This is a genomic window from Isoptericola sp. GX10416 (assembly GCF_056590155.1).
On record NZ_JBWPVO010000005.1, the window covers coordinates 1 to 18856 of the forward strand.

The 18856-nt window shown below is 72.5% G+C and carries 17 protein-coding genes; 10 read left to right on the plus strand and 7 right to left on the minus strand.

All coding sequences use genetic code 11. The annotated features are described in order from the left end of the window. Positions 1-95: 95 nt before the first annotated feature. Positions 96-1148, minus strand: coding sequence for a zinc-binding dehydrogenase (locus ACWAT2_RS09310; RefSeq protein WP_402375539.1), 1053 nt, complete (start codon positions 1146-1148; stop codon positions 96-98). A gap of 2 nt (positions 1149-1150) precedes the next feature. Beyond that, entirely contained in the window at positions 1151-1642 is a 492-nt protein-coding gene (locus ACWAT2_RS09315) for an SRPBCC family protein (protein ID WP_402375537.1), read from the minus strand. A gap of 121 nt (positions 1643-1763) precedes the next feature. Here ACWAT2_RS09315 and ACWAT2_RS09320 point away from each other — a divergent pair, with 121 nt between their 5' ends. Next, entirely contained in the window at positions 1764-2978 is a 1215-nt protein-coding gene (locus ACWAT2_RS09320; protein WP_402375535.1) for an FAD-dependent oxidoreductase, read from the plus strand. On the opposite strand, the gene ACWAT2_RS09325 is transcribed toward ACWAT2_RS09320, so the two are convergent. Then, positions 2965-5364: a LamG-like jellyroll fold domain-containing protein gene (locus ACWAT2_RS09325; RefSeq protein WP_402375533.1), complete on the minus strand. Its 2400-nt coding sequence runs from the start codon at positions 5362-5364 to the stop codon at positions 2965-2967. The two genes, ACWAT2_RS09320 and ACWAT2_RS09325, sit on opposite strands and share 14 nt — an antisense overlap. 268 nt (positions 5365-5632) lie before the next feature. On the opposite strand from ACWAT2_RS09325, the gene ACWAT2_RS09330 reads away from it, so the two are divergent. After that, the gene (locus tag ACWAT2_RS09330; RefSeq protein WP_402375532.1) at positions 5633-7399 is read left to right on the plus strand and encodes a calcineurin-like phosphoesterase C-terminal domain-containing protein; all 1767 of its coding nucleotides are present in this window, start codon (positions 5633-5635) and stop codon (positions 7397-7399) included. Here ACWAT2_RS09330 and ACWAT2_RS09335 read toward each other — a convergent pair. Then, positions 7365-8066: a DedA family protein gene (locus ACWAT2_RS09335; protein WP_402375530.1), complete on the minus strand. Its 702-nt coding sequence runs from the start codon at positions 8064-8066 to the stop codon at positions 7365-7367. The two genes, ACWAT2_RS09330 and ACWAT2_RS09335, sit on opposite strands and share 35 nt — an antisense overlap. Before the next feature lie 175 nt (positions 8067-8241). Here ACWAT2_RS09335 and ACWAT2_RS09340 point away from each other — a divergent pair, with 175 nt between their 5' ends. From ACWAT2_RS09340 to cutA, 3 genes are all read left to right on the plus strand, one after another. Beyond that, positions 8242-9936 carry an alpha/beta fold hydrolase gene (locus ACWAT2_RS09340; RefSeq protein WP_402375528.1) on the plus strand — a complete coding sequence of 565 codons (1695 nt, stop codon included), beginning with the start codon at positions 8242-8244 and terminating at the stop codon, positions 9934-9936. A gap of 193 nt (positions 9937-10129) precedes the next feature. Then, positions 10130-11413: an MFS transporter gene (locus tag ACWAT2_RS09345; protein ID WP_402375526.1), complete on the plus strand. Its 1284-nt coding sequence runs from the start codon at positions 10130-10132 to the stop codon at positions 11411-11413. A gap of 39 nt (positions 11414-11452) precedes the next feature. Then, positions 11453-11770, plus strand: a complete 318-nt coding sequence (cutA, locus tag ACWAT2_RS09350; RefSeq protein WP_402375524.1) for a divalent-cation tolerance protein CutA — start codon at positions 11453-11455, stop codon at positions 11768-11770. Here the strand turns inward: cutA and ACWAT2_RS09355 are convergent. Continuing rightward, positions 11737-12708, minus strand: a complete 972-nt coding sequence (locus tag ACWAT2_RS09355) for an AraC family transcriptional regulator (RefSeq protein ID WP_402375522.1) — start codon at positions 12706-12708, stop codon at positions 11737-11739. The two genes, cutA and ACWAT2_RS09355, sit on opposite strands and share 34 nt — an antisense overlap. Positions 12709-12817: 109 nt before the next feature. Here ACWAT2_RS09355 and ACWAT2_RS09360 point away from each other — a divergent pair, with 109 nt between their 5' ends. Further along, positions 12818-13708 (plus strand): SDR family oxidoreductase, encoded by an 891-nt coding sequence (locus tag ACWAT2_RS09360; protein ID WP_402375521.1) that lies wholly within the window; start codon positions 12818-12820, stop codon positions 13706-13708. Continuing rightward, positions 13705-14160: an anthrone oxygenase family protein gene (locus ACWAT2_RS09365; protein WP_402375519.1), complete on the plus strand. Its 456-nt coding sequence runs from the start codon at positions 13705-13707 to the stop codon at positions 14158-14160. The genes ACWAT2_RS09360 and ACWAT2_RS09365 overlap by 4 nt, the downstream gene beginning before the upstream one ends. Positions 14161-14163: 3 nt before the next feature. On the opposite strand, the gene ACWAT2_RS09370 is transcribed toward ACWAT2_RS09365, so the two are convergent. Both ACWAT2_RS09370 and ACWAT2_RS09375 read right to left on the minus strand, forming a co-directional pair. Next, a complete protein-coding gene (locus ACWAT2_RS09370; RefSeq protein ID WP_402375517.1) occupies positions 14164-14832 on the minus strand; it encodes a PKD domain-containing protein in 669 nt (222 codons plus the stop codon). Positions 14833-15014: 182 nt separating this feature from the next. Beyond that, the gene (locus ACWAT2_RS09375) at positions 15015-15602 is read right to left on the minus strand and encodes a DUF6318 family protein (RefSeq protein ID WP_402375515.1); all 588 of its coding nucleotides are present in this window, start codon (positions 15600-15602) and stop codon (positions 15015-15017) included. Between the two features lie 303 nt (positions 15603-15905). Between ACWAT2_RS09375 and ACWAT2_RS09380 the strand changes: the two genes are divergently transcribed. The 3 genes from ACWAT2_RS09380 to ACWAT2_RS09390 are packed head-to-tail and all read left to right on the plus strand — an operon-like array spanning position 15906 to position 18710. Next, positions 15906-17453: a phage tail sheath subtilisin-like domain-containing protein gene (locus tag ACWAT2_RS09380; RefSeq protein ID WP_402375513.1), complete on the plus strand. Its 1548-nt coding sequence runs from the start codon at positions 15906-15908 to the stop codon at positions 17451-17453. A 10-nt stretch (positions 17454-17463) separates the two neighbouring features. Then, positions 17464-17982 (plus strand): phage tail protein, encoded by a 519-nt coding sequence (locus ACWAT2_RS09385; RefSeq protein WP_402375511.1) that lies wholly within the window; start codon positions 17464-17466, stop codon positions 17980-17982. Next, on the plus strand, positions 17979-18710 hold the full coding sequence (locus tag ACWAT2_RS09390; protein ID WP_402375509.1) for a hypothetical protein: 732 nt from the start codon (positions 17979-17981) through the stop codon (positions 18708-18710). Before ACWAT2_RS09385 ends, ACWAT2_RS09390 begins: the two co-directional genes overlap by 4 nt. Positions 18711-18856 lie beyond the last annotated feature (146 nt).

The following is an 18856-nucleotide window of genomic DNA, read 5'->3' on the forward strand; positions in this document are numbered from 1 at the left end:
TTACCGATGTCGGTAGTTCGTGCCGAGATCGGTAGTGCGCACTACCGATCTCGGCACGAACTACCGACATCGGTAAAACGTGATGCGGTGGGGAGTCAGCGGCGCAGGTCGAGCACCGTCACGCCGGCGCGCGGGACGTCTCGCATCCCCGGCAGCAGCCGTGCGGCCGTCTCCAGGTCCACGACGTCGGTCACCAGGTCCTGCGGCCGCAGCGTGCCGTCGGCGACGAGCGCGAGCATCTCGGGGTAGTCGGAGGCGGCCATCCCGTGCGAGCCGAGCACGTCCAGCTCGAAGCCGATCACACGGTCCATCGGCACCCGCGGGTGACCGTCGACGGCGGGCAGCAGGCCCACCTGCACGTGCCGGCCACGGCGGCGCAGCGCCAGCACCGCCGTGGCGCAGGTGGTCTCCGAGCCGACGGCGTCGAGCGCGACGTGGGTGCCGCCGTCGGACAGCGCGTGCAGCCGCGCCACGACGTCGGAGGGGTCCGGGTCCTCGGACAGGATGGTGTGCTCGGCTCCCGCACGGCGGGCAGCCTCCAGAGCGTCGGGGTTCCGGTCGACGGCGATGACCCGGCCTCCGCGGGCGGCGGCCACCATGACGGCGCTCAGGCCCACGCCGCCCGCGCCGACGACGGCGACCCACTCCCCGGGCTGCACGCGGGCACGGTGGGCCACGGCGCGGTACGCGGTGGCGAAGCGGCAGCCGAGGCTCGCCGCCGCGACCGGGGTGACGCCGTCGGGCACCGCGACGAGGTTGGCGTCCGCCGCATGCAGGACGACGAGCTCCGCCCAGGAGCCGTGGTGCGTGAATCCGGGCTGGGTCTGGTCCGGGCACACCTGCGCGTCGCCGGACCGGCACCACTGGCAGGTACCGCACCCGCAGACGAAGGGCGAGGTGACGAGGTCGCCGGCCTGCCAGCGCTCGACGCCGGCGCCCACCTGCTCGACCACGCCCGCCAGCTCGTGGCCGGGCACGTGCGGGAACTCCGAGATGTCCGGGTCGTGGCCGGCCCATCCGTGCCAGTCGGACAGGCAGAGGCCCGTGGCGCGCACGCGGACCACCACACCGCCGTCGGGCGCCGTCGGGGCGGGCAGGTCGCGCACCGTGACCGGCCCGCCGGAGCGGTCGTAGGCGATCGCGCGCACCGTCAGCCTCCCTCGGCGATCCGCTTGACGGCCGCGAGGGTCGCGGGGATGCCCTCGCGCGCCATCTGCGTGCGGATCTCGACCTCGCGGTCGGTCTGGTCGCCGTATCGCTGGGCGAACGCCGCGATACCTGCGGGGGTGAACTCCCACGTCTCGGTGAGCTCGGTCGCGGCACCGTCGTCGAGCGCGCCCAGCATGTAGCTCCAGCGCACGAAGCCCTGGCCGACGATCCACGCGAACTCGCGGCCCGGGTCGGCGACGACCACCTGCGAGCGCGTCTCCCACGTGCGCTCCGGCGTCCCGTTGCGGCCGGTGAAGTGGGCGCCGACCCGCGGGGAGCCGCCCGGCTCCGGCGCGTCGGCCTCGTCCCACCAGCAGGCCTTGCACACGGGCGACCACTCCCCGGTGCGGGTCACGTCCGAGACGAGGGCGTAGACCTCGGCGGGTGGGGCGGCGATCGTGATCGAGTCGGCGTGGGTGAGCGCGTCAGCCATGTCGCGATGATGGCACGGCGAGGCGGGCGGGTGCCGGACGACGGTCACGATTCGGCCCCGTGGTGGGCTCTTGCGCGGTCCGTGCTGGAAGAGCGGCTGCCGCGACGGCGTTGGGCCCGGTGTGAACCTGACCGACGCTCCGCGGAGCGCACCCGACGTGCCCGAGACGGCGGACGTCGTCGTGATCGGCGCTGGCCAGGCCGGGTTGTCGGCCGCGTACCACCTGCGACGCCGGGGCCTCGTGCCCGCTGGTGCCGCGCCGTCGGGCATCGACGAGGCACCACGCACCTACGTGGTGCTCGACGCCGAGGACGGGCCGGGGGGAGCATGGCGGCACCGCTGGCGCTCGTTGCGGATGGCCACGGTGAACGGCATCTACGACCTGCCCGGGCTGGAGCAGCCGGGGGTCGACCCGGAGGCGGCGAGCGTCGACGTGCTGCCCGCGTACTTCGGCGACTACGAGAGCGACCTCGGGCTCGCGGTCGTGCGGCCTGTGCGGGTCCGCCGGGTCGAGCGGGCGGCCGACGACGCCGGGCTCCTGGTCCGCTGGGAGGTCGCCGGGCGGTCCGGCGTGATCGCGGCGCGAGCGCTCATCAGCGCGACGGGGACGTGGACCAAGCCGTTCTGGCCGTACTACCCGGGCCAGGAGTCGTTCCGCGGCCGGCAGCTGCACACCGCCGACTACGTCCGCGCGGAGGATCTCGCCGGCGCGCGGGTCGCCGTGGTGGGCGGCGGGATCTCCGCCGTGCAGCTGCTCGACGAGATCTCGCACGTGGCCGAGACGTTCTGGTTCACGCGCCGCGAACCGGTGTGGCGCAAGGAGTTCGGGCCCGACGAGGGATCGCGTGCGGTCGCCATGGTCGACCAGCGCGTCCGCGAAGGGCTGCCACCGCAGAGCGTCGTGTCCGTCACGGGCCTGATCCGCACGCCGTCGCTGCGTGCGGCTGCCGAGCGCGGGGTCCTCAAGCGGCGGCCGATGTTCTCGCGGATCGTGCCCGAGGGTGTCGTCACGGCGGACGGCGACGCGCTGCCCGTCGACGCCATCTTCTGGAACACGGGGTTCCGCGCGGCCCTGGACCACCTGCGGCCACTGCGCCTGCGGGCCCCGGGCGGGGGCATCCGCATGGACGCCACGCAGGTGGCCGGCGAGCCGCGGGTGCACCTGGTGGGGTACGGGCCGTCGGCGTCGACCGTCGGGGCGAACCGTGCCGGGCGCGAGGCCGTGGCGCGGATCCTGCGGTTCCTCTCCGCCGAGGACGAACGGCTGCCCGCGCCCCACGGGGCACGGGGAGCCGGGAGCCGTCGAGGCTCCAGCGGTGACGTCAGGGCGAGGTGAGGTCCGCGACCTGTCCGTCCGCGACGGTGGCGACCTGGTCGGCCGTGAGGGCACCCTGGTAGACCTGCAGGTCGTCCACGTCACCCTGGAACGGCGTGTCCCACCAGTTGACGCCGAGGGCGAAGACGCCGTCGTCGGTGGTGAACACGTCCGGGAACCCGGTCCCGGTGTGCACCGCCACGCCGTCCAGGTAGACCGTCACCGCACCGCCGGTCTCGACGGTGAAGGCCAGGTGCGACCAGGTGTCGGTCGGGATCTGCGTCCCGGTCAGGCCGTCGTAGTAGGTGGTCGAGCCCGCCCAGAGCATCGTGCGGTGCTCGTCCCAGCCGGACGGCACGAGGCTCAGCCAGTTGACGTCGTCGCGGGCGCCGAAGAACGCCGTCGTGAAGTCGGTCAGCCGTTCCGGGCGCAGCCACAGGCTCACCGAGTAGTCCTGCCCGGAGAGCAGCCCGTCCGGCAGACGCACCCCGCTGGAACCGTCCAGGTGGACCGCGTCGCCGTGCACGCCCTCGGTGAAGGAGACCTGGCCGCCGACGGAGTCGACGCGGTCGCCCGTGACGGTGCCTGCCGAGGCGCCGCCCGTAGCCGTCAGGTCGCCGTCGAAGGCGTAGCGGGCGACCAGACCGGGTGCCGGCAGCACCGGCACGGTGAGGTCGAAGGTCGACGCCGCGGTCGCGTCGCCGCTGGTGATCGTGGCGGTCAGGGTGACGATGGCGTCCTGCTCGGACGGCCGGGTGACCGTGCCGTCGGCGGTGACGACCGACTCGTCGCTGGACGTCCAGGCGATCGACGCACCATGGGTGCCGACGGTCGGCAGGTCGAGGTCCGCGACCACCGAGCCGGTGCCCGGCAGAGTGAGGTCCGTGGCGACCGCGTCGACGATCTCCTGGTCGCTGAGGGGTGCCAGGGCGCTTCCCCACAACGGCACGCCCTCGGTCCCGACCACGCTGAACGTCGTGACCCACCGCTCGCCGGTGGGGTCCCACTCGCGGGTGACGGCGCCGTCGTAGGCCTCGCCGTCGATGGTCAGGTGCAGGCGGTTCTTCTGGTACTGGCGCCAGCGGCCGTCGACGGCGCCGGTGACGGTGCCGTTCTGGTTCAGCGTGACGGTGGTCGCCCGGCGGATCTCGGGGCTGATGGTCTTGTCGTGCTCGATGAACCGGTAGTCGCCGACGAGCTGCTTGCGCACGAACTTCGAGGTGTCGTTGCCGCCGGCGTACCGGTAGGGAGCGACGACGGGCCACCCCTCGGCGTTCATCGACATCTCGTGCACGCGGATCTGGTGCCGCTCGCCCTGCTCGGGGAAGCGGCTGTGGAAGATCAGCAGCATCTCGCCGGTCTCGGGGTCGACGTACGTGGTGTTGTGACCGGGGGAGACCTTGCCGTCGCCGATGCCGGTGCCCGGCGCGCCGACCTCTCGCTGGAACTGGTAGCTGCCCATCAGCTTGACGCCGTACGGCTCGATGGTGGCGTCGTCGAAGATCGGCAGGTCGGGGTTCGAGCGGACCTCGCGCATGTCGTGGCCCACGGCGTCGACGAAGGGTCCGTCGGGATTCGGCGAGCGCATCACGCGCATGTTGTAGCCCTCGGTGGCGCCCAGCCCGCCGAACGAGGTGAACAGGTAGTAGTCCTCCGTCTCGGGGCTGTACATCATGGACGGGCCTTCGATGCGGCTGTGGTTGCCGCCGGTCAGGTGCGTGCCGTAGCCCTGGTCGGGCAGCGGGAGGCCGGTGCCCGGGTCCAGCTCCAGGATGAAGATGCCGCCCGAGAACGACCCGTAGACCATCCAGAGGTTGCCGTCGGCGTCGTAGAAGACGTCGGGGTCGACGGCGTTCGGGTGCACCAGAGCGTCGTAGGGGGTGCCGTCCTCGCTGGGCCCCTCGCCGTCGCGGTGCCCGGACCGCAGCAGGATGCCGAGGTCCTCGTAGGGGCCGTCGACGCTGTCCGCCACCGCGACGCCGAGCGCGCTGCGCGGCGAGCTGCCCTCGCAGGCGTTGTAGTACATGTAGAACTTGCCGTCGGCCTCGAGCTGGATGACATCGGCGGCCCACAGGGTGTCGGACTCCGCCCACTCGAACGTCTCCGCGAGCTCGGTGGTGACGTCGTCGAACAGCGGGTTCTGCGGCGTGACGAGGTTGGCCGCCTGCTCCCACTGCACGAAGTCCTCGGTCGTGGCGGCGGCCAGGTGCGAGCCGAAGACCCAGTGCTCGTCGCCCACGCTGACCAGGGACGGGTCGTGGGTCTCGGCGTCGACGAAGACGGGCGGTGGCGGGTCGGCCGGGGTGGGTGGGGCCGCGCCGGCCGATCCGGCGGTGGCGGCGGCCAGCGGCAGGGTCAGGCAGGCGGCGGCGAGTGTGGCGATGCGGCGTGACCGGCGGCTGGTCATGGTGGCTCCTCGGTGTTCGTCGTCGAACGGTCCGTCGTCGGTCCGGGTGTTACATCGATGTAGAAGTGGAGTGTACATCTGCTCCTCGCGGACACAGATGGTTGCCCCGGCGACGCATGAAGTTCGTCGAGCCGTCGTGGCCAGGTCAGCCGGTCTTCACGCTCGGTTGTCAACGTGATCGCGGGTCGGCAGGAGGCCGGCCCACGATCACGACAGGAGAACCTCAGTGAGATCTACTGCCAGCCGATCGACCACCCTCTCGACCCGGATGCTCGCACTGACCGGCGGCGGGCTCGCGCTCGTCCTCACCGGCACGCTGCTCCCGTCCGCCACCGCCGCACCCGGAGCGCACGACCGCCCCTGGGCCGAGTCTGCCTACCGGGGCTCCGTCGACGTCGTCGCCGGACCCGCCGAGGACCAGCAGACCATCGACGGTGTCGTCTTCGTCGACAAGGACCAGGACTCCGTGCAGGACCGCAAGGAGCGCGGGCTGCGCGGCGTCACCGTCACCAACGGTCGCGACGTCACGACGACGGACCGCCGGGGCCGCTACGAGCTCCCGGCGTTCGACAACATGACGGTCTCCGTCACCCAGCCGCGCGGCTACCAGGTGCCGGTGGACGACGACAACGTCGCCCAGTTCTTCTACCACCACCTGCCCGAGGGCTCGCCGGAGCTGCGTTACGGCGGCCTGGAACCGACCGGTCCGCTGCCGGAGGCCGTGAACTTTCCGCTCGCCAAGAGCAAGGCCACCAGGACCGCCGACCAGCACTGCCTCATCGGTGGCGACATCCAGACCTACAACCAGGACGAGGTGGAGTACGCCCGGAACGGTGCCTTCACCGACCTCGCCGCGCGGACCGACTACACCGGGTGCGGCGCGCTGTTCATCGGCGACGTCGTCGGGGACGACCTCTCGCTGTACCCGCAGACGCGCGAGCTCGTGGGCATGCTCAACGGCCCGGCGAGGTTCCTGCCCGGCAACCACGACCTGGACTACGACGCCACGAGCAGCGAGCACACCTTCGACACGTACCGGGCCGAGATCGGGCCCGAGTACTACTCCTACGACGTGGGCCGGGCGCACGTCGTCGCGCTGAACACCGTCGAGTACCCCGTGGGCAGCTCGTACACCGGCGCCCTCGACGAGCGTCAGCTCGAGTGGCTGCGCAACGACCTCGCGCAGGTGCCGCGGCACAAGCTCGTCGTCATCGCCGCGCACATCCCGCTCCTGGACTACGCCGACCAGGGCAGCAGCAAGCACCAGGTCGCCCAGGTCGAGGAGATCTACGAGCTGCTGGAAGGGCGCAGGGCCATCGCCCTGGGTGGCCACACCCACAGCCTCGAGAACCTCCGCGAGGGCGACAGCCTGGAGGGCTGGTCCGAGGTCATGGGCGTCGACGAGCTGCCGTTCCCGCACATCACCGCGGGAGCGATCTCCGGCGACTGGTACTCCGGCGACCTGCTGCCGCAGGGCTACCCGACGGCGCTCCAGCGCGACGGCGGCCAGCCCGGCGTGCTCACCCTGGACATCAAGGGCCACCGGGTCCAGGAGCGCTTCACCGTCCGCGGCGCGGACGAGTCGCACCAGATGGCGCTCGGCGTGAACACGCCCCGCTACCGCGAATGGTTCGCCGCCCACCGCTCCGCCGTCGGCTCGGCGCCGGAGTACACCGACCCGCTCGTCGTGTCGCCGGCGGACCTGGCGGGGACCACGTGGCTGACCACCAACTTCTGGATGGGCGGCACCGGCTCGACCGTCACCGCGACGATCGACGGCGGGGAGCCCGTGGAGGCGGTGCGCACCCAGCCCATGCAGGGCGAGGGGCAGAAGATCGGCGCCGAGTGGTCCGACCCGGTGGCCGTCCAGCAGCAGCTGGTGCACGGCGGCAGCGTCGCGGAGCGTTCCATGCACCTGTGGCGCCTCGAGCTGCCCGCGGACCTGGCGGCCGGGGAGCACACCGCCGAGGTGACCGCCACCGACGTCCACGGACGCCAGTTCACGGACACGCTGACGTTCGAGGTGACCGAGTGACGGGAGCGTGACGACGGGCCGGTGGCGCCGCGGCGGAGTGCCCGTCGCGGTCGCCGCCGGCGTCACGGGCCGCTCGCCTGCTCTCCATGCGCCGCATCGCTGCCTCGAGGGCGAGGCCGAGCAGCAGCGCGCTGAGCATGCCCACCGCGATGGCGAGCAGCGGGCTGCTGCCCAGCAGCCAGTGGGCGCCGACGGCGATGGTGGCGTTGTAGGCCGACCAGAGGACGGCCGCCACACCGGCCGCCAGCGTGAACCTGGCGGGTGAGTACCCCAGGACGCCCGCGCTCACGTTCACCCCGACGCGGCCCACGGGGACGAACCGGCCGACGATGACGAGTGTGGCTCCTCGCCGGTCGAGCGCCGCACCCGCGCGGGCGAGCATGCGCTGCCCGCGCGCGCCGCGCAGCCCGGGGATCCTGCGCAGCGGGACGCGGCGGCCGAGCGTGAAGGCGAGCAGGTCTCCGAGCAGTGCGCCGCCGGCCGCGGCCAGCACGAGCAGCAGCAGGTGCGGGCCGGTCCCCGCGGCGGAGAGCACCGCGGCGGTGATGAGCACCGTCTCGCTGGGGATCGGAGGGAACACACCATCGATCACCGCTAGCACGAGCACGACGGCGAGCAGCCAGGGGGAGTCGCCCAGCTGCACGGCGAAGGCCTCGATGTGGTTCAACAGCTCCACGATGCGTACGTCCCCTCGGTATGACTGCTCACCAGTCAAGGTGGCGGCGCGCGCCAGTGGCTATGGGGTGTCACCCCGAGAGGCCCCTGGTCTTGGCCCCGAGAGGCCGAGCAGGGGTGGCGCCCGGAGCAACCGTCCTGCATGGTGGTGTGCGATGAATCGGTCGATGACGCCCCACCGCCTCCGTTCTTTCACCACCACGGTCACCGCCCTGGCTGCCGGTGCGCTGCTCGCCGCCGGTCTCCCGGCCCCGGCCACAGCCACGGCAACTGCCGGCGCCGCCCCGGCCGCCGCCCCGACCGACACCACGCAGGTCGACGCGCCCGTGCCGAAGATCGACTGGCAGCCCTGCGACGACGCCGCAGGCTTCGACTGCGCCGAGGTCGAGGTCCCGAGCGACTACGACCGACCTCACGGCCGCACCACCACGATCGCGCTCACCCGGCTGCCGGCCACGGACACCGAGAACCGGATCGGCAGCGCCCTGGTCAACTTCGGCGGCCCCGGCGGCCCCGGCGTGGAGAACCTGCACGCCGTGGGCGAGGTCATGGCCGACCCGGAGGTCCGCGCCCGGTTCGACCTGATCGGCTTCGACCCGCGTGGCGTCGGCGGCTCCGACCCGGTGACGTGCTTCCGCGACGCGGAGCAGGAGCAGGAGTTCCTCGCCCGGCTGCCGGAGATGCCGATCACCCGCGCGGAGGAGCGCCGCACCGTCGCGGGGTTCGCCCGGATCGCCACCGGCTGCCAGGTCGTGTCCGGCGAGCGCCTGGCGACGGCGTCGACGGCGAACGTGGCGCGTGACATGGACGTGCTGCGGCAGGCGCTGGGCGACGAGCAGCTCACGTACATCGGCTACTCGTACGGCACGATCCTCGGCGCCACCTACTCGGCGCTGTTCCCGGAGCGGGTGCGCGCCCTGGTGCTCGACGGCACGATCGACCCCGTGGCCTGGTCCGGGAAGGGCTCGGACGACCCGATCGCCACGCGCCTGGGGCAGGCGGAAGCCACCACCGAGACGTTCGCCGAGTTCAACCGGTTGTGCGCCGAGGCGGGACCGGGTGCGTGCCCGCTGGCCGCGCTCGGTGATCCAGCCACGATCACCGAAGAGGTCTTCACCACGCTGCGCGAGGGGCCCGTCGAGGTACCGGCCGGTGACGGCACCACGATCCCGGTCACCTACGGGCAGATGGTCTCGGCCTCGTTCCAGGTGATGTACGGCACCTCGGCGTGGCCGCAGCTGTCGCTCGCGTTCACCCAGGTCGCGGTCGCCGCCGGCATCGGTGAACAGCCGCCGTCCGCCAGGATGCACGGCCCGTCGCTGGATGACCTGCTGCGCGAGATCGGCATCGTGGAGGACTATCCGTCCCTCGGCAGCTCGCTCGCTGCGCAGTGCATGGACACCGCGGAGCCGCTGTCGCTGTGGCAGTACCCGGCCTATGTCGACGACCTGGACGAGGCGCACCCGCACTTCGGGCGCCTGCGCGGGTGGACCGGCGCGGTGTGCGCACCGATGGTCCTGCGCGACGAGGACGCCTACACCGGTCCGTGGGAGCAGACCACGCAGGCGCCGGTCATGGTGATCGGCACCCGCCACGACCCCGCCACGCCGTACCACTTCACGGCGCCGTACGCGGCCCACTACGACGACGCGCGGGTGATGACCGTCGAGGGCTGGGGGCACACCACCCTCGGCGCGAGCACCTGCGCGGACGCGGCGATCGCCCGGTACCTCGTGGACGGCGAGGCGGACGACGGCGCGACGTGCGAGCAGGACGTCGAGCCCTTCGCCCCGGTGCCGCAGCGTTCCGACCGTGCGGACCTGCGTACCGAGGTCGGCCGGTCCGCCTGGTGGGGCCTCTGAGCGGCCGGTAGCACGCGGACCGGTCGGTGACCGACGGCGACGCAGGTCACTGCGCACTCGCGTGACCCGGTGTACCGTCGTGGCGGGTCGGCAGACCGATCTGGACAGGCTTGTGTATCTACCGGGTGCTCCTCGCGCCAACGGCGGCACGACGCATCGTGCGGCTGTGCCGCGCTGGAGGAGACCGACGAACATGACCTTGACGCACCATCGGGGTGAGCCCCGTGCCACCGCCGAGCAGCCCCTCGACGACGCGGAGCCCACGCTGGTCCAGGTGATGGGCCGCACCTACTTCCCGCTCGCGTTCGTCGCGCGGCTGCCCTTCGCCATGATGGTCGTGGGCGTGCTGACCCTCGTCGTGGCGGGTCGGGACTCCCTGACCCTCGGCGGCGCGACGTCGGGCATGGTCGGCCTCGGTGGCGCCGCGATCGGGCCGCTCGTCGGAGCATGGGCCGACCGTGCCGGCCAACGCCGAGTCCTCCTGGCGACGGCCGCGGTCAACAGCGTGCTGCTGCTCGCCCTGACCGCCGCCGTCTACGCGACGGTGCCCGACGCCGCCGTGCTTGCCATCGCCTTCGCCATCGGGGCCACCTCGCCGCAGGTCCCGCCGATGTCGCGCAGCCGGCTCGTCGGAGTCATCCGCTCCCGCCTGTCGGCGCCCCGACGACCTGCCGCCCTCAGCCGGACGATGTCGTACGAGTCCGCGGTCGACGAGATCGTGTTCGTCGTCGGCCCCTTCGTGGTCGGGCTGCTCGCCGCGACGCTGGGGCCAGCCGCGCCGATGATCGCCGCCGCCGCGCTCACCGCGCTCGCGGTCGGGGCGTTCGCTCTGCACGCCAGCGCCCGCCCGACGGCGGTGCCCACCTCGCGCACGGCGCCCGCCTCGGGTCCGGGCCGGGTGGCGCAGGCGCCGGCCCGCGAGCTGTGGCGCCCACGTGTGCTGGTTCTCGTCGCCGGGTTCGTCGGCGTCGGCCTGTTCTTCGGCTCCGTGCTCACGGCCATGTCGGCCTACACCGGGGACGCCGGTCACTCGGAGCGGGCCGGGCTGCTCTACGGGTTCATGGGGATCGGGTCCGTCGTCTCGGCGCTCGCGGTCTCCGCCTTCCCGGTGCGGTTCAGCCTGCGCTCGCGCTGGCTGGTCTTCGCCGTCGTGCTGCTGGTCGGGGCCGCCGTCGTGGCCGTCGCGCCGTCGACCGGCATGCTGGTCGTGGGCCTGCTGGTGGCCGGGCTCGGCATCGGGCCCAGCCTCGTGACGGTCTACTCGCTCGGCTCGGAGCGCAGCCCGGCCGGCCGGGGAACCACGCTCATGACGATGCTCGGGTCGGCGGTCATCCTCGGCCAGTCGATCGCGGCGGCCGCCACCGGAGCGCTCGCCGACACGCTCGGCACCTCGGCGGCGATGGCCGTGCCCTTCGTCGCCGCCGGGGTCGTCCTGGCCTCGGCCGCGGCGAACTGGCGGCTCACCGGCCGGGGATGACCAGGGTCGTCCCGGGTGGCTCGGGGCTACCGTCGGACCATGGACGACATCGTGCAGGTGACCACCACGATCGACACCGAGGACGGCGCGAGCCGCCTGGCACGGGAGGCCGTGGCCGCGCGGCTGGCGGCCTGCGGTCAGGTCGACGGACCGGTGTCGAGCAGCTTCCGGTGGGACGGCAGCGTGACCACGGAGGCTGAGTGGCGGCTGACGCTCAAGACGACGGCTGCGAGGGCCCCGGAGCTCGAACAGTGGCTCGCCGGTCACCATCCTTACGACGTGCCCGAGGTGCTGCGGGTCCCGGTGATCGGGGGCAACCCCGACTATTTCGTCTGGGTGGCCGCCGAGGTGAGCTGACCTGTCGTCCGACGGCGGTGCTCGGCCGGGCTCACACCACGGACCCGCTTGAACGCGGCGCTCAGCGCAAAGGGTGAGGCGTAACCGACCGCGCGGGCCACGGAGGTCAGCGTGGCGCCGTCGTCGGCGAGCATCATGTCCGCGGCGAGGTCGAGCCGCCAACCGGTCAGGTAGGCCATGGGCGGTTCACCGACCAGCTCCGTGAACCGCCGGGCGAACGCCGCACGGGACAGCCCCACCTCCCGCGCCAGTGTCTCGACGGTCCACGGCCGGGCCGGGTCGTGGTGGATCAGTCGCATCGCGACGCCGACGGCGGGGTCGGCGTCTGCGCGGTACCAGCCCGGTCCCTGCGGGTGGTCCAGCCAGGCGCGCAGACAGGTGATGAGCAGCAGGTCGAGCAGGCGGTCGAGCACGGCCTCCTGACCGGGCAGGTCCTGCACCACCTCGCGGGCGAGCAGGTCCACCAGGGTGGGGTCCACGTCGCCACGCCGCAGGACGACGCGGTGCGGCAGCACGCGCAGGAGACGGCGACCGACCGCTCCGTCCAACGGGTAGGTGCCGGTGATGATGACGGTCTCGCCGTCGAGGTTGTTGCCCCAGGACCGCACGCCGAACACCGTCATCGGAGACGGTCCGCCGTCGATCGCGCGGCAGACGTCGCTCGGTCCGACGACCACGGTCGGGTCGGTCGCAGGGGAGTCGGCGACCACGTAGTGCTCAGGCCCGCGAAGAAGGACGACGTCGCCCGCCTGGACCGTGGTGCCGCCGTCGTCGCCGGAACCGCTGGGTCCCACCCAGGCCGAGCCGTGCAGCACGGGGACGATGGTCAGCGGCGCCTCGTCCTCGATCCGCATGCCCCAGGGCGCCCGCAGGTGGCTGCGCAGCAGGAACGCACCCCGCGCGCGAGGGCCGTCGAGCAGCCCGGAGACGACGTCCATGCGTGCAGCGTAGTCCTCGGCACCCGCGGAGATAAGACGACCGCGCATGTACCAGAGTGTTTGAGCGATGGATCGTCTCGTGCCGTGCGCGTTGACTCGAGGTGTCAGCTTGCCCGTTCCCACGGAGGTCGCCATGTCCCAGCAGTCCACTCTCATCCCGTCCACCGCCGCGGCCGCGGACCGTGGCACCGTCACCGTGCTCGGTGCGACCGGGAAGACCGGCCGCCGCGTCGCGGACCGGCTCGAGGTGCTCGGCGTACAGGTTCGCCGCGCGTCGCGGAGTGCAGAGCTCCGGTTCGACTGGGCGGACGAGTCCACCTGGCCGGCGGTGCTCGACGGCGCCACCGCCGTCTACGTCGCTTACGCGCCCGACCTCGCGATCGCTGGAGCACCGGAGACCGTGACCCGGCTCGCCGTCGCCGCCCGCGACGCGGGGGTGCGGCGACTGGTGCTCCTGTCCGGGCGCGGGGAGGCCGAGGCGCAGCGCGCCGAACGGATGGTCGCCGAGGTGTTCCCCGCGCCCACCATCCTGCGGTGCGCGTTCTTCGCCCAGAACTTCGACGAGAGCTTCCTGCTCGAGCCGTTGCTCGAGGGTGGGCTCGCTCTGCCCGTCGGCGACGTGACCGAGCCGTTCGTCGACCTCGAGGACGTCGCCGAGGTCGCGGTGGCCGCCCTGACCGACGACGCGCACGCCGGAGAGGTCTACGAGCTCACCGGACCGCGATCGCTGACGTTCGCCGGCGCCGTCGCCGAGATCGGTGCCGCGGCAGGTCGCGACCTGCGGTTCGTGCGCACCACCATGGCGGAGTTCGTCGAGGGCCTCGCGTCGGCGGGCGTGCCCGCCGAGGACGTCGGTCTCCTGGAGTACCTGTTCACCGAGGTGCTGGACGGCCGCGGGTCGCCCGTCGTCGACGGAGTCCAGCGGGTACTGGGCCGGGCGCCGCGCGACTTCGCGGAGTATGCCGTCCGCGAGGCCGCCGACTGGGCGCCGCGCGCATGACTGCGTACGACGTGCTCGTCGTGGGTGCCGCCGTCGCGACCGGCCTCGCCGGTGGGGTGCTCTACGCGTTCTCGGCCTTCGTCATGGCGGGGTTGCGGCGCCTGCCGCCCGACGACGGCGCAGCCGCCATGCGCGCGATCAACCGGGACGCTCTGCGTCCGCCCCTCATGGTGCTGCTGCTCGCGGCCGTCGGGCTGCCCGTGGCGGGCGCCGTCGTCGGGCTCGCGACCTCGGCGCCGGGGGCGACGTGGGCTGTCGCGGGAGCCGTGGTGGCGGTGGTCGGGATCCTCGGGGTCACCGGGTTCGGCAACGTCCCGCTCAACGACCGGCTGGAAGCCGCCGAGGATCCCGGCGGCGAGTGGCAGCGTTTCGTCGGGCCGTGGTTACGGTGGAACCACCTGCGGACCGTGGCGGGGGCGGTCGCCGCGCTCCTCTTCATCGTTGCCGCCTGACGGTCAGGGTTGGACGAGGCGGACCTCGGCGTCGTGGACCTCGATGGGGTAGGTGGTGTCGGTCGTGGTGGCTTGGCCGGGCACGTCGGTCCAGGTGGGGGTGCCGGTGATGCGGAACTGGCCGTGCCAGGTGGTGGTCAGGGTGACCGAGTAGGTGCCGGGGGCGGGGTAGGGCAGGTGGATCGCGGTGGGGGTGTCCCACGGTCCGCCGGGGTGGTCGGTGACCACGGCCTCGGTGCCGTCACCGGGATCCCAGGTGTACTCGGCCGGCACGGCACGGATCTGCACGGGCACCCCGAGCAGGGTGGTGTCCAGCATCTGGGGGGTGTCGTCCGTGCGGGGGTGGACCCCGAAGTTGACGATGGCCCAGTCACGTTCGGCGTGCAGGGCGATCTGGGCGGGCTCGATAGGCATGGCCTTGAACTCGCGGGTGGCGGCGTCCAGCAGGTCGGCCGGGGTGACGCAGACACCCTCGTCGACCAGCTCGGCGGGCCTCTGGGCGTCGCCGGGCTGGTCGGTGACGGCCCACAGCCCGGCGAGCTCGTAGGAGTCCTCGTCACAGTCCAGCCCGTCGTAGGCGACCTCGGTGCCCTCTTCGCACGCCTCGGCCAGCAGGGTCGCGTCCAGGTCCCGCAGCCAGCACTGATGCACCGTGGCACGGAAGTAGGTCACGTCCGAGTCCCCACCACCAGACCCATCGATCGCCGCCTGCTGCTCCTCCAACGACTCGACAGTGACATGCTGATTAGTTGCCTTGCCATCGAATCCACTTGGGCCGTCGTCAGAGTCTGAGGCCGACGCTGGAGCCGCGATACCGACGGCCAGAGTCACGACGGAGATGGCGAGCGCCCACTTCACTGAGGCCTGCCCGCGATCTCGACCACGACCCATTCACCGTCTCGTAGCCCCATCTCAATGCGCGCCTCGGTGATGACACGATCCTGGCGCCAGGTGACCGTCCCATCACTCTCCGTGATCTTCGCGGGAGCTTGTGTCACGTCCATGTCCAATGGATAGATGCCCGTGACAGCATCTCGCTTGTACGCTCGCACCAGTACGCCGGCGAGCTCGCCCCCCTCGTAGGTCTGCTTCTCATCGGCGATGGTTGATGCCTCCTGGAGCGTGTCGTCGCAGAACCCGCACGCCCGGTGAGACATCTTCTTAAGAGCGTCGGTCTTCCCGGTTTTGAGCGCGTGGTCGTAGAGCGCCAGGAAGTACTCCGCTGCCGCGGCCGCCCCGTCCGCGTCCTTCTTGTCCATGGCCGCCGGGCGCTCCGGCTCCCCGGCATCAGCCGCCCCTGACGCCTCCGGAGACGCCTCGGCCGACGGCTCGACCGACGCCGACGCGGACGGCGACGCCGTCACCGAGGCCGGCAGGGGCAGCTCCGACTCCTCGACCTCGGGCTCCCCACCGGTACACCCGCCCACCAGCAGCGCCCCCACCAGCACCACCGCAGCAGGCCAGCACCAACGAGGGACAGAGGAATCGTGCCGGGTCGTGCGCGTCATCGCGTCTCCAGGGCATAGACAGGCCAGCGGCCAGGACCAGCCACCGACCCTAGCGACCCCCGCACACCCGCGGAACCGCACATCCCAGCCTGTGGACAACCCCGCCGGCGGCCCACCACGGCGGCCCACCACGACGACCGCGACAAGGGCCGTGACGCCCGGGTGACGCCTCTGTGACGCGCCGCGCGCAGGCTCGGCGTACGGACGGTCCACCCGTCGGCGTCGAAGGAGCCACCCATGACCATCACCCCCAGCCACCCCGGCGTGTACATCACCGAGGTGCCGAGCGGAAACCGTGCGATCACGGGCGTCGCGACGTCGATCACGGCGTTCGTCGGCCTGGCGCAGCGCGGCCCCGCGGACGTACCGGTATCCATCAGCAGCTACGCGGACTTCGAACGGCGGTTCGGTGGCCTGACCAGGGCCAGCGGCCTCGGGTATGCCGTCCGTGACTTCTACCTCAACGGCGGCGGCCGCGCCGTCGTGGTCCGCATCGCCCCGTCCGACGCCGACTCCGCGACGCTGGACGTCGGCGACCTCTCCCTGGAGGCGGACGGACCCGGCAGCTGGGCCGACACCCTGGAGGTCGAGGTGCAGCACCTGTCGACGACCGAGGGCGAAGACGTCGCCGCCGGCCAGGGCGGTGGCGTCACGGCCGGTGACCTGTTCACCCTCCTCGTCCGGGAGGCTGCCGACGAGGACCCGGCCGAGATCTTCCGCAACGTCACGATGGTGGACGGACCGCGGCGGGTGGACCGGGTCCTGGAGGGCTCACAGTTGCTGCACGCCACCGCCGCTCCGGCCGACGGGGACGTGCGACCGACGACCGGGACCTTCACGGTGGCCGCGGCGGACCAGGGGTCCGACGGCGGCACGATCGCCGGCACGGACTACGCCAGCGCCGCGCTGGCCTCCTCCCGCGGCGGCATCTACGCGCTCGAGGACACCGACCTGGTCAACATCCTCGTCATCCCGCCGCCCACCCCGGCCGGCGAGCTCCCGGCGGGTGTCTGGTCCGACGCGCTCGCCTACGCCGTGACACGACGTGCCTTCCTCGTGGTCGACCCGCCACCGGATGCCACTCCCGCCGCCGCCGGTACGTTCGCCGCGGACCACGGCATCACCGGACTCGCAGCCCGCAACGCCGCGCTGTACTACCCGCGCGTCCGCCACGCCGACCCCTTGCGCGGCGGAAGCATCGGCACGTTCGCCCCCAGCGGCGTCGTCGCCGGCGTCATGGCCCGCACGGACGCGTCGCGGGGCGTGTGGAAGGCGCCGGCCGGGCTCGAGGCCGCGATGACCGGCGTCGTCGACCTGGAACGCAACCTGTCCGACGGCGAGACCGGTGACCTGAACTCCGGCGGGGTGAACGCTCTGCGGACCTTCCGCGACGCCGGGTCGGTCGTCTGGGGCGCGCGCACCCTGCGGGGCGCGAACGTCCTCGCCGACGAGTACGGATACGTGCCCGTGCGACGCTTCGCGCTCTTCCTCGAGGAGAGCCTGTTCCGCGGCACCCAGTGGGTGGTGTTCGAACCGAACGACGAACCGCTCTGGGGACAGATCCGCCTCACGCTGGGTGGATTCATGCAGGACCTCTTCCGCAAGGGCGCCTTCCAGGGCAGCACCCCGCGCGAGGCCTACTTCGTCAAGTGCGACGCCGAGACCACCACCCAGTACGACATCGACCGCGGGATCGTGAACATCCAGGTCGGGTTCGCCCCGCTGAAGCCGGCGGAGTTCGTCATCATCTCGGTCCAGCAGAAGACTGCTGCGGCCAGCGACTAGGAGGTACGCCGTGGCTGAGTTCACCGTCAACGCCAGCCGGTTCGACCCGTACAAGAACTTCAAGTTCCGCGTGAAGTGGGACGGGAGATACGTGGCCGGGGTCAGCAAGGTCAGCGCGCTGAAGAAGACCACCGAGGTCGTCACCCACCGCGACGGTGGCGACCCGTCGAGCAGCCGCAAGTCGCCCGGCCGGACCGAGTACGAGGCGGTCACCCTCGAGCGGGGCGTCACGCACGACCCCGAGTTCGAGAAGTGGTCCGACAAGGTCTGGGGCTTCGGCGCGGGTCTCGGCGCCGAGTCGTCCCTGGCGGACTTCCGCAAGGACATCATCATCGAGGTCTACAACGAGGCCGGGCAGCTGGCGCTCGCCTACAAGGTCTACCGCTGCTGGGTCTCGGAGTACCAGCCGGTCCCGGAGCTGGACGCCAACGCCAACGGCGTCGCCATCGCGATGCTCAAGCTCGAGAACGAGGGCTGGGAGCGCGACGCCGCCATCCACGAACCCACCGAGCCCAAGCTCGAGGCGTGATGTCCGACGACGGCGCCACTCTGGCACTCGACGAGGCGCTGTCGGGCGTGGCGACGGCGTCCCGCGGGGCGGCGCTGCTCCACGCCCGGGGTGAGGCGCCGGACCTGGACACCGCGGCCGAGTTGCCGCTCGCACGAGCGGCCGCGGTGGCGCTGGACGAGCTGCGGACCCGCGCCGGTCCCGTGCTGGGCACGGTCGTGGACTGCCCTGGCTGCCGGACGTCCCTCGACGTGCCCCTGATGCTTGGCGACCTCGCGGCCACCACCGACCCGGCACCGTCGACCGAGGTCCGGGTGCCCGGTGCGGTCGTCCGTGCGCCGACGACGGCGGACGTGCTGGCCGCGCTGTCGGCACCCGACCCCGGGGAGGCGTTGAGTCGGCGGTGCGTGCGCTGGGACTCCGAGGCCACCGTGGGCGCCACGATGCAGGAGCCGGTCCGCGACCCGGACGTGCTCGCGGCGGTGGAGCAGACCGCCGAACGTCTCGCCGGGGCCGCGGACACCAGCGTGCACCTCGACTGCCCGGCGTGCGGCGCCGAGGTGACGGCCGCGGTCGACCTCGTCGAGCTGCTCACGGACCGCGTCGCCGACGACGCCACCCGGGTGATCGCCGTGGTCGCCGAGCTCGCCTCCGTCTACGGGTGGTCCGAGCGCGAGGTGCTCGCCCTGCCCGACGCCCGCCGCGCCGCCTACCTGGAGCAGGCCCGCCACGGGGCGCGGTTCCGATGAGCGTCTTCGACCGGCTCGTCGGCCGAGCCTCTGCCGGGCCGGCGCTCACCGTGCGACGCAGCGGCCGCTTCGAGGCACCGGCGGGACCACGGGCCGTCGACGCTCCCGATGCCACACCCGCCGCAGAGCGTGGCGACGTGCAGCAC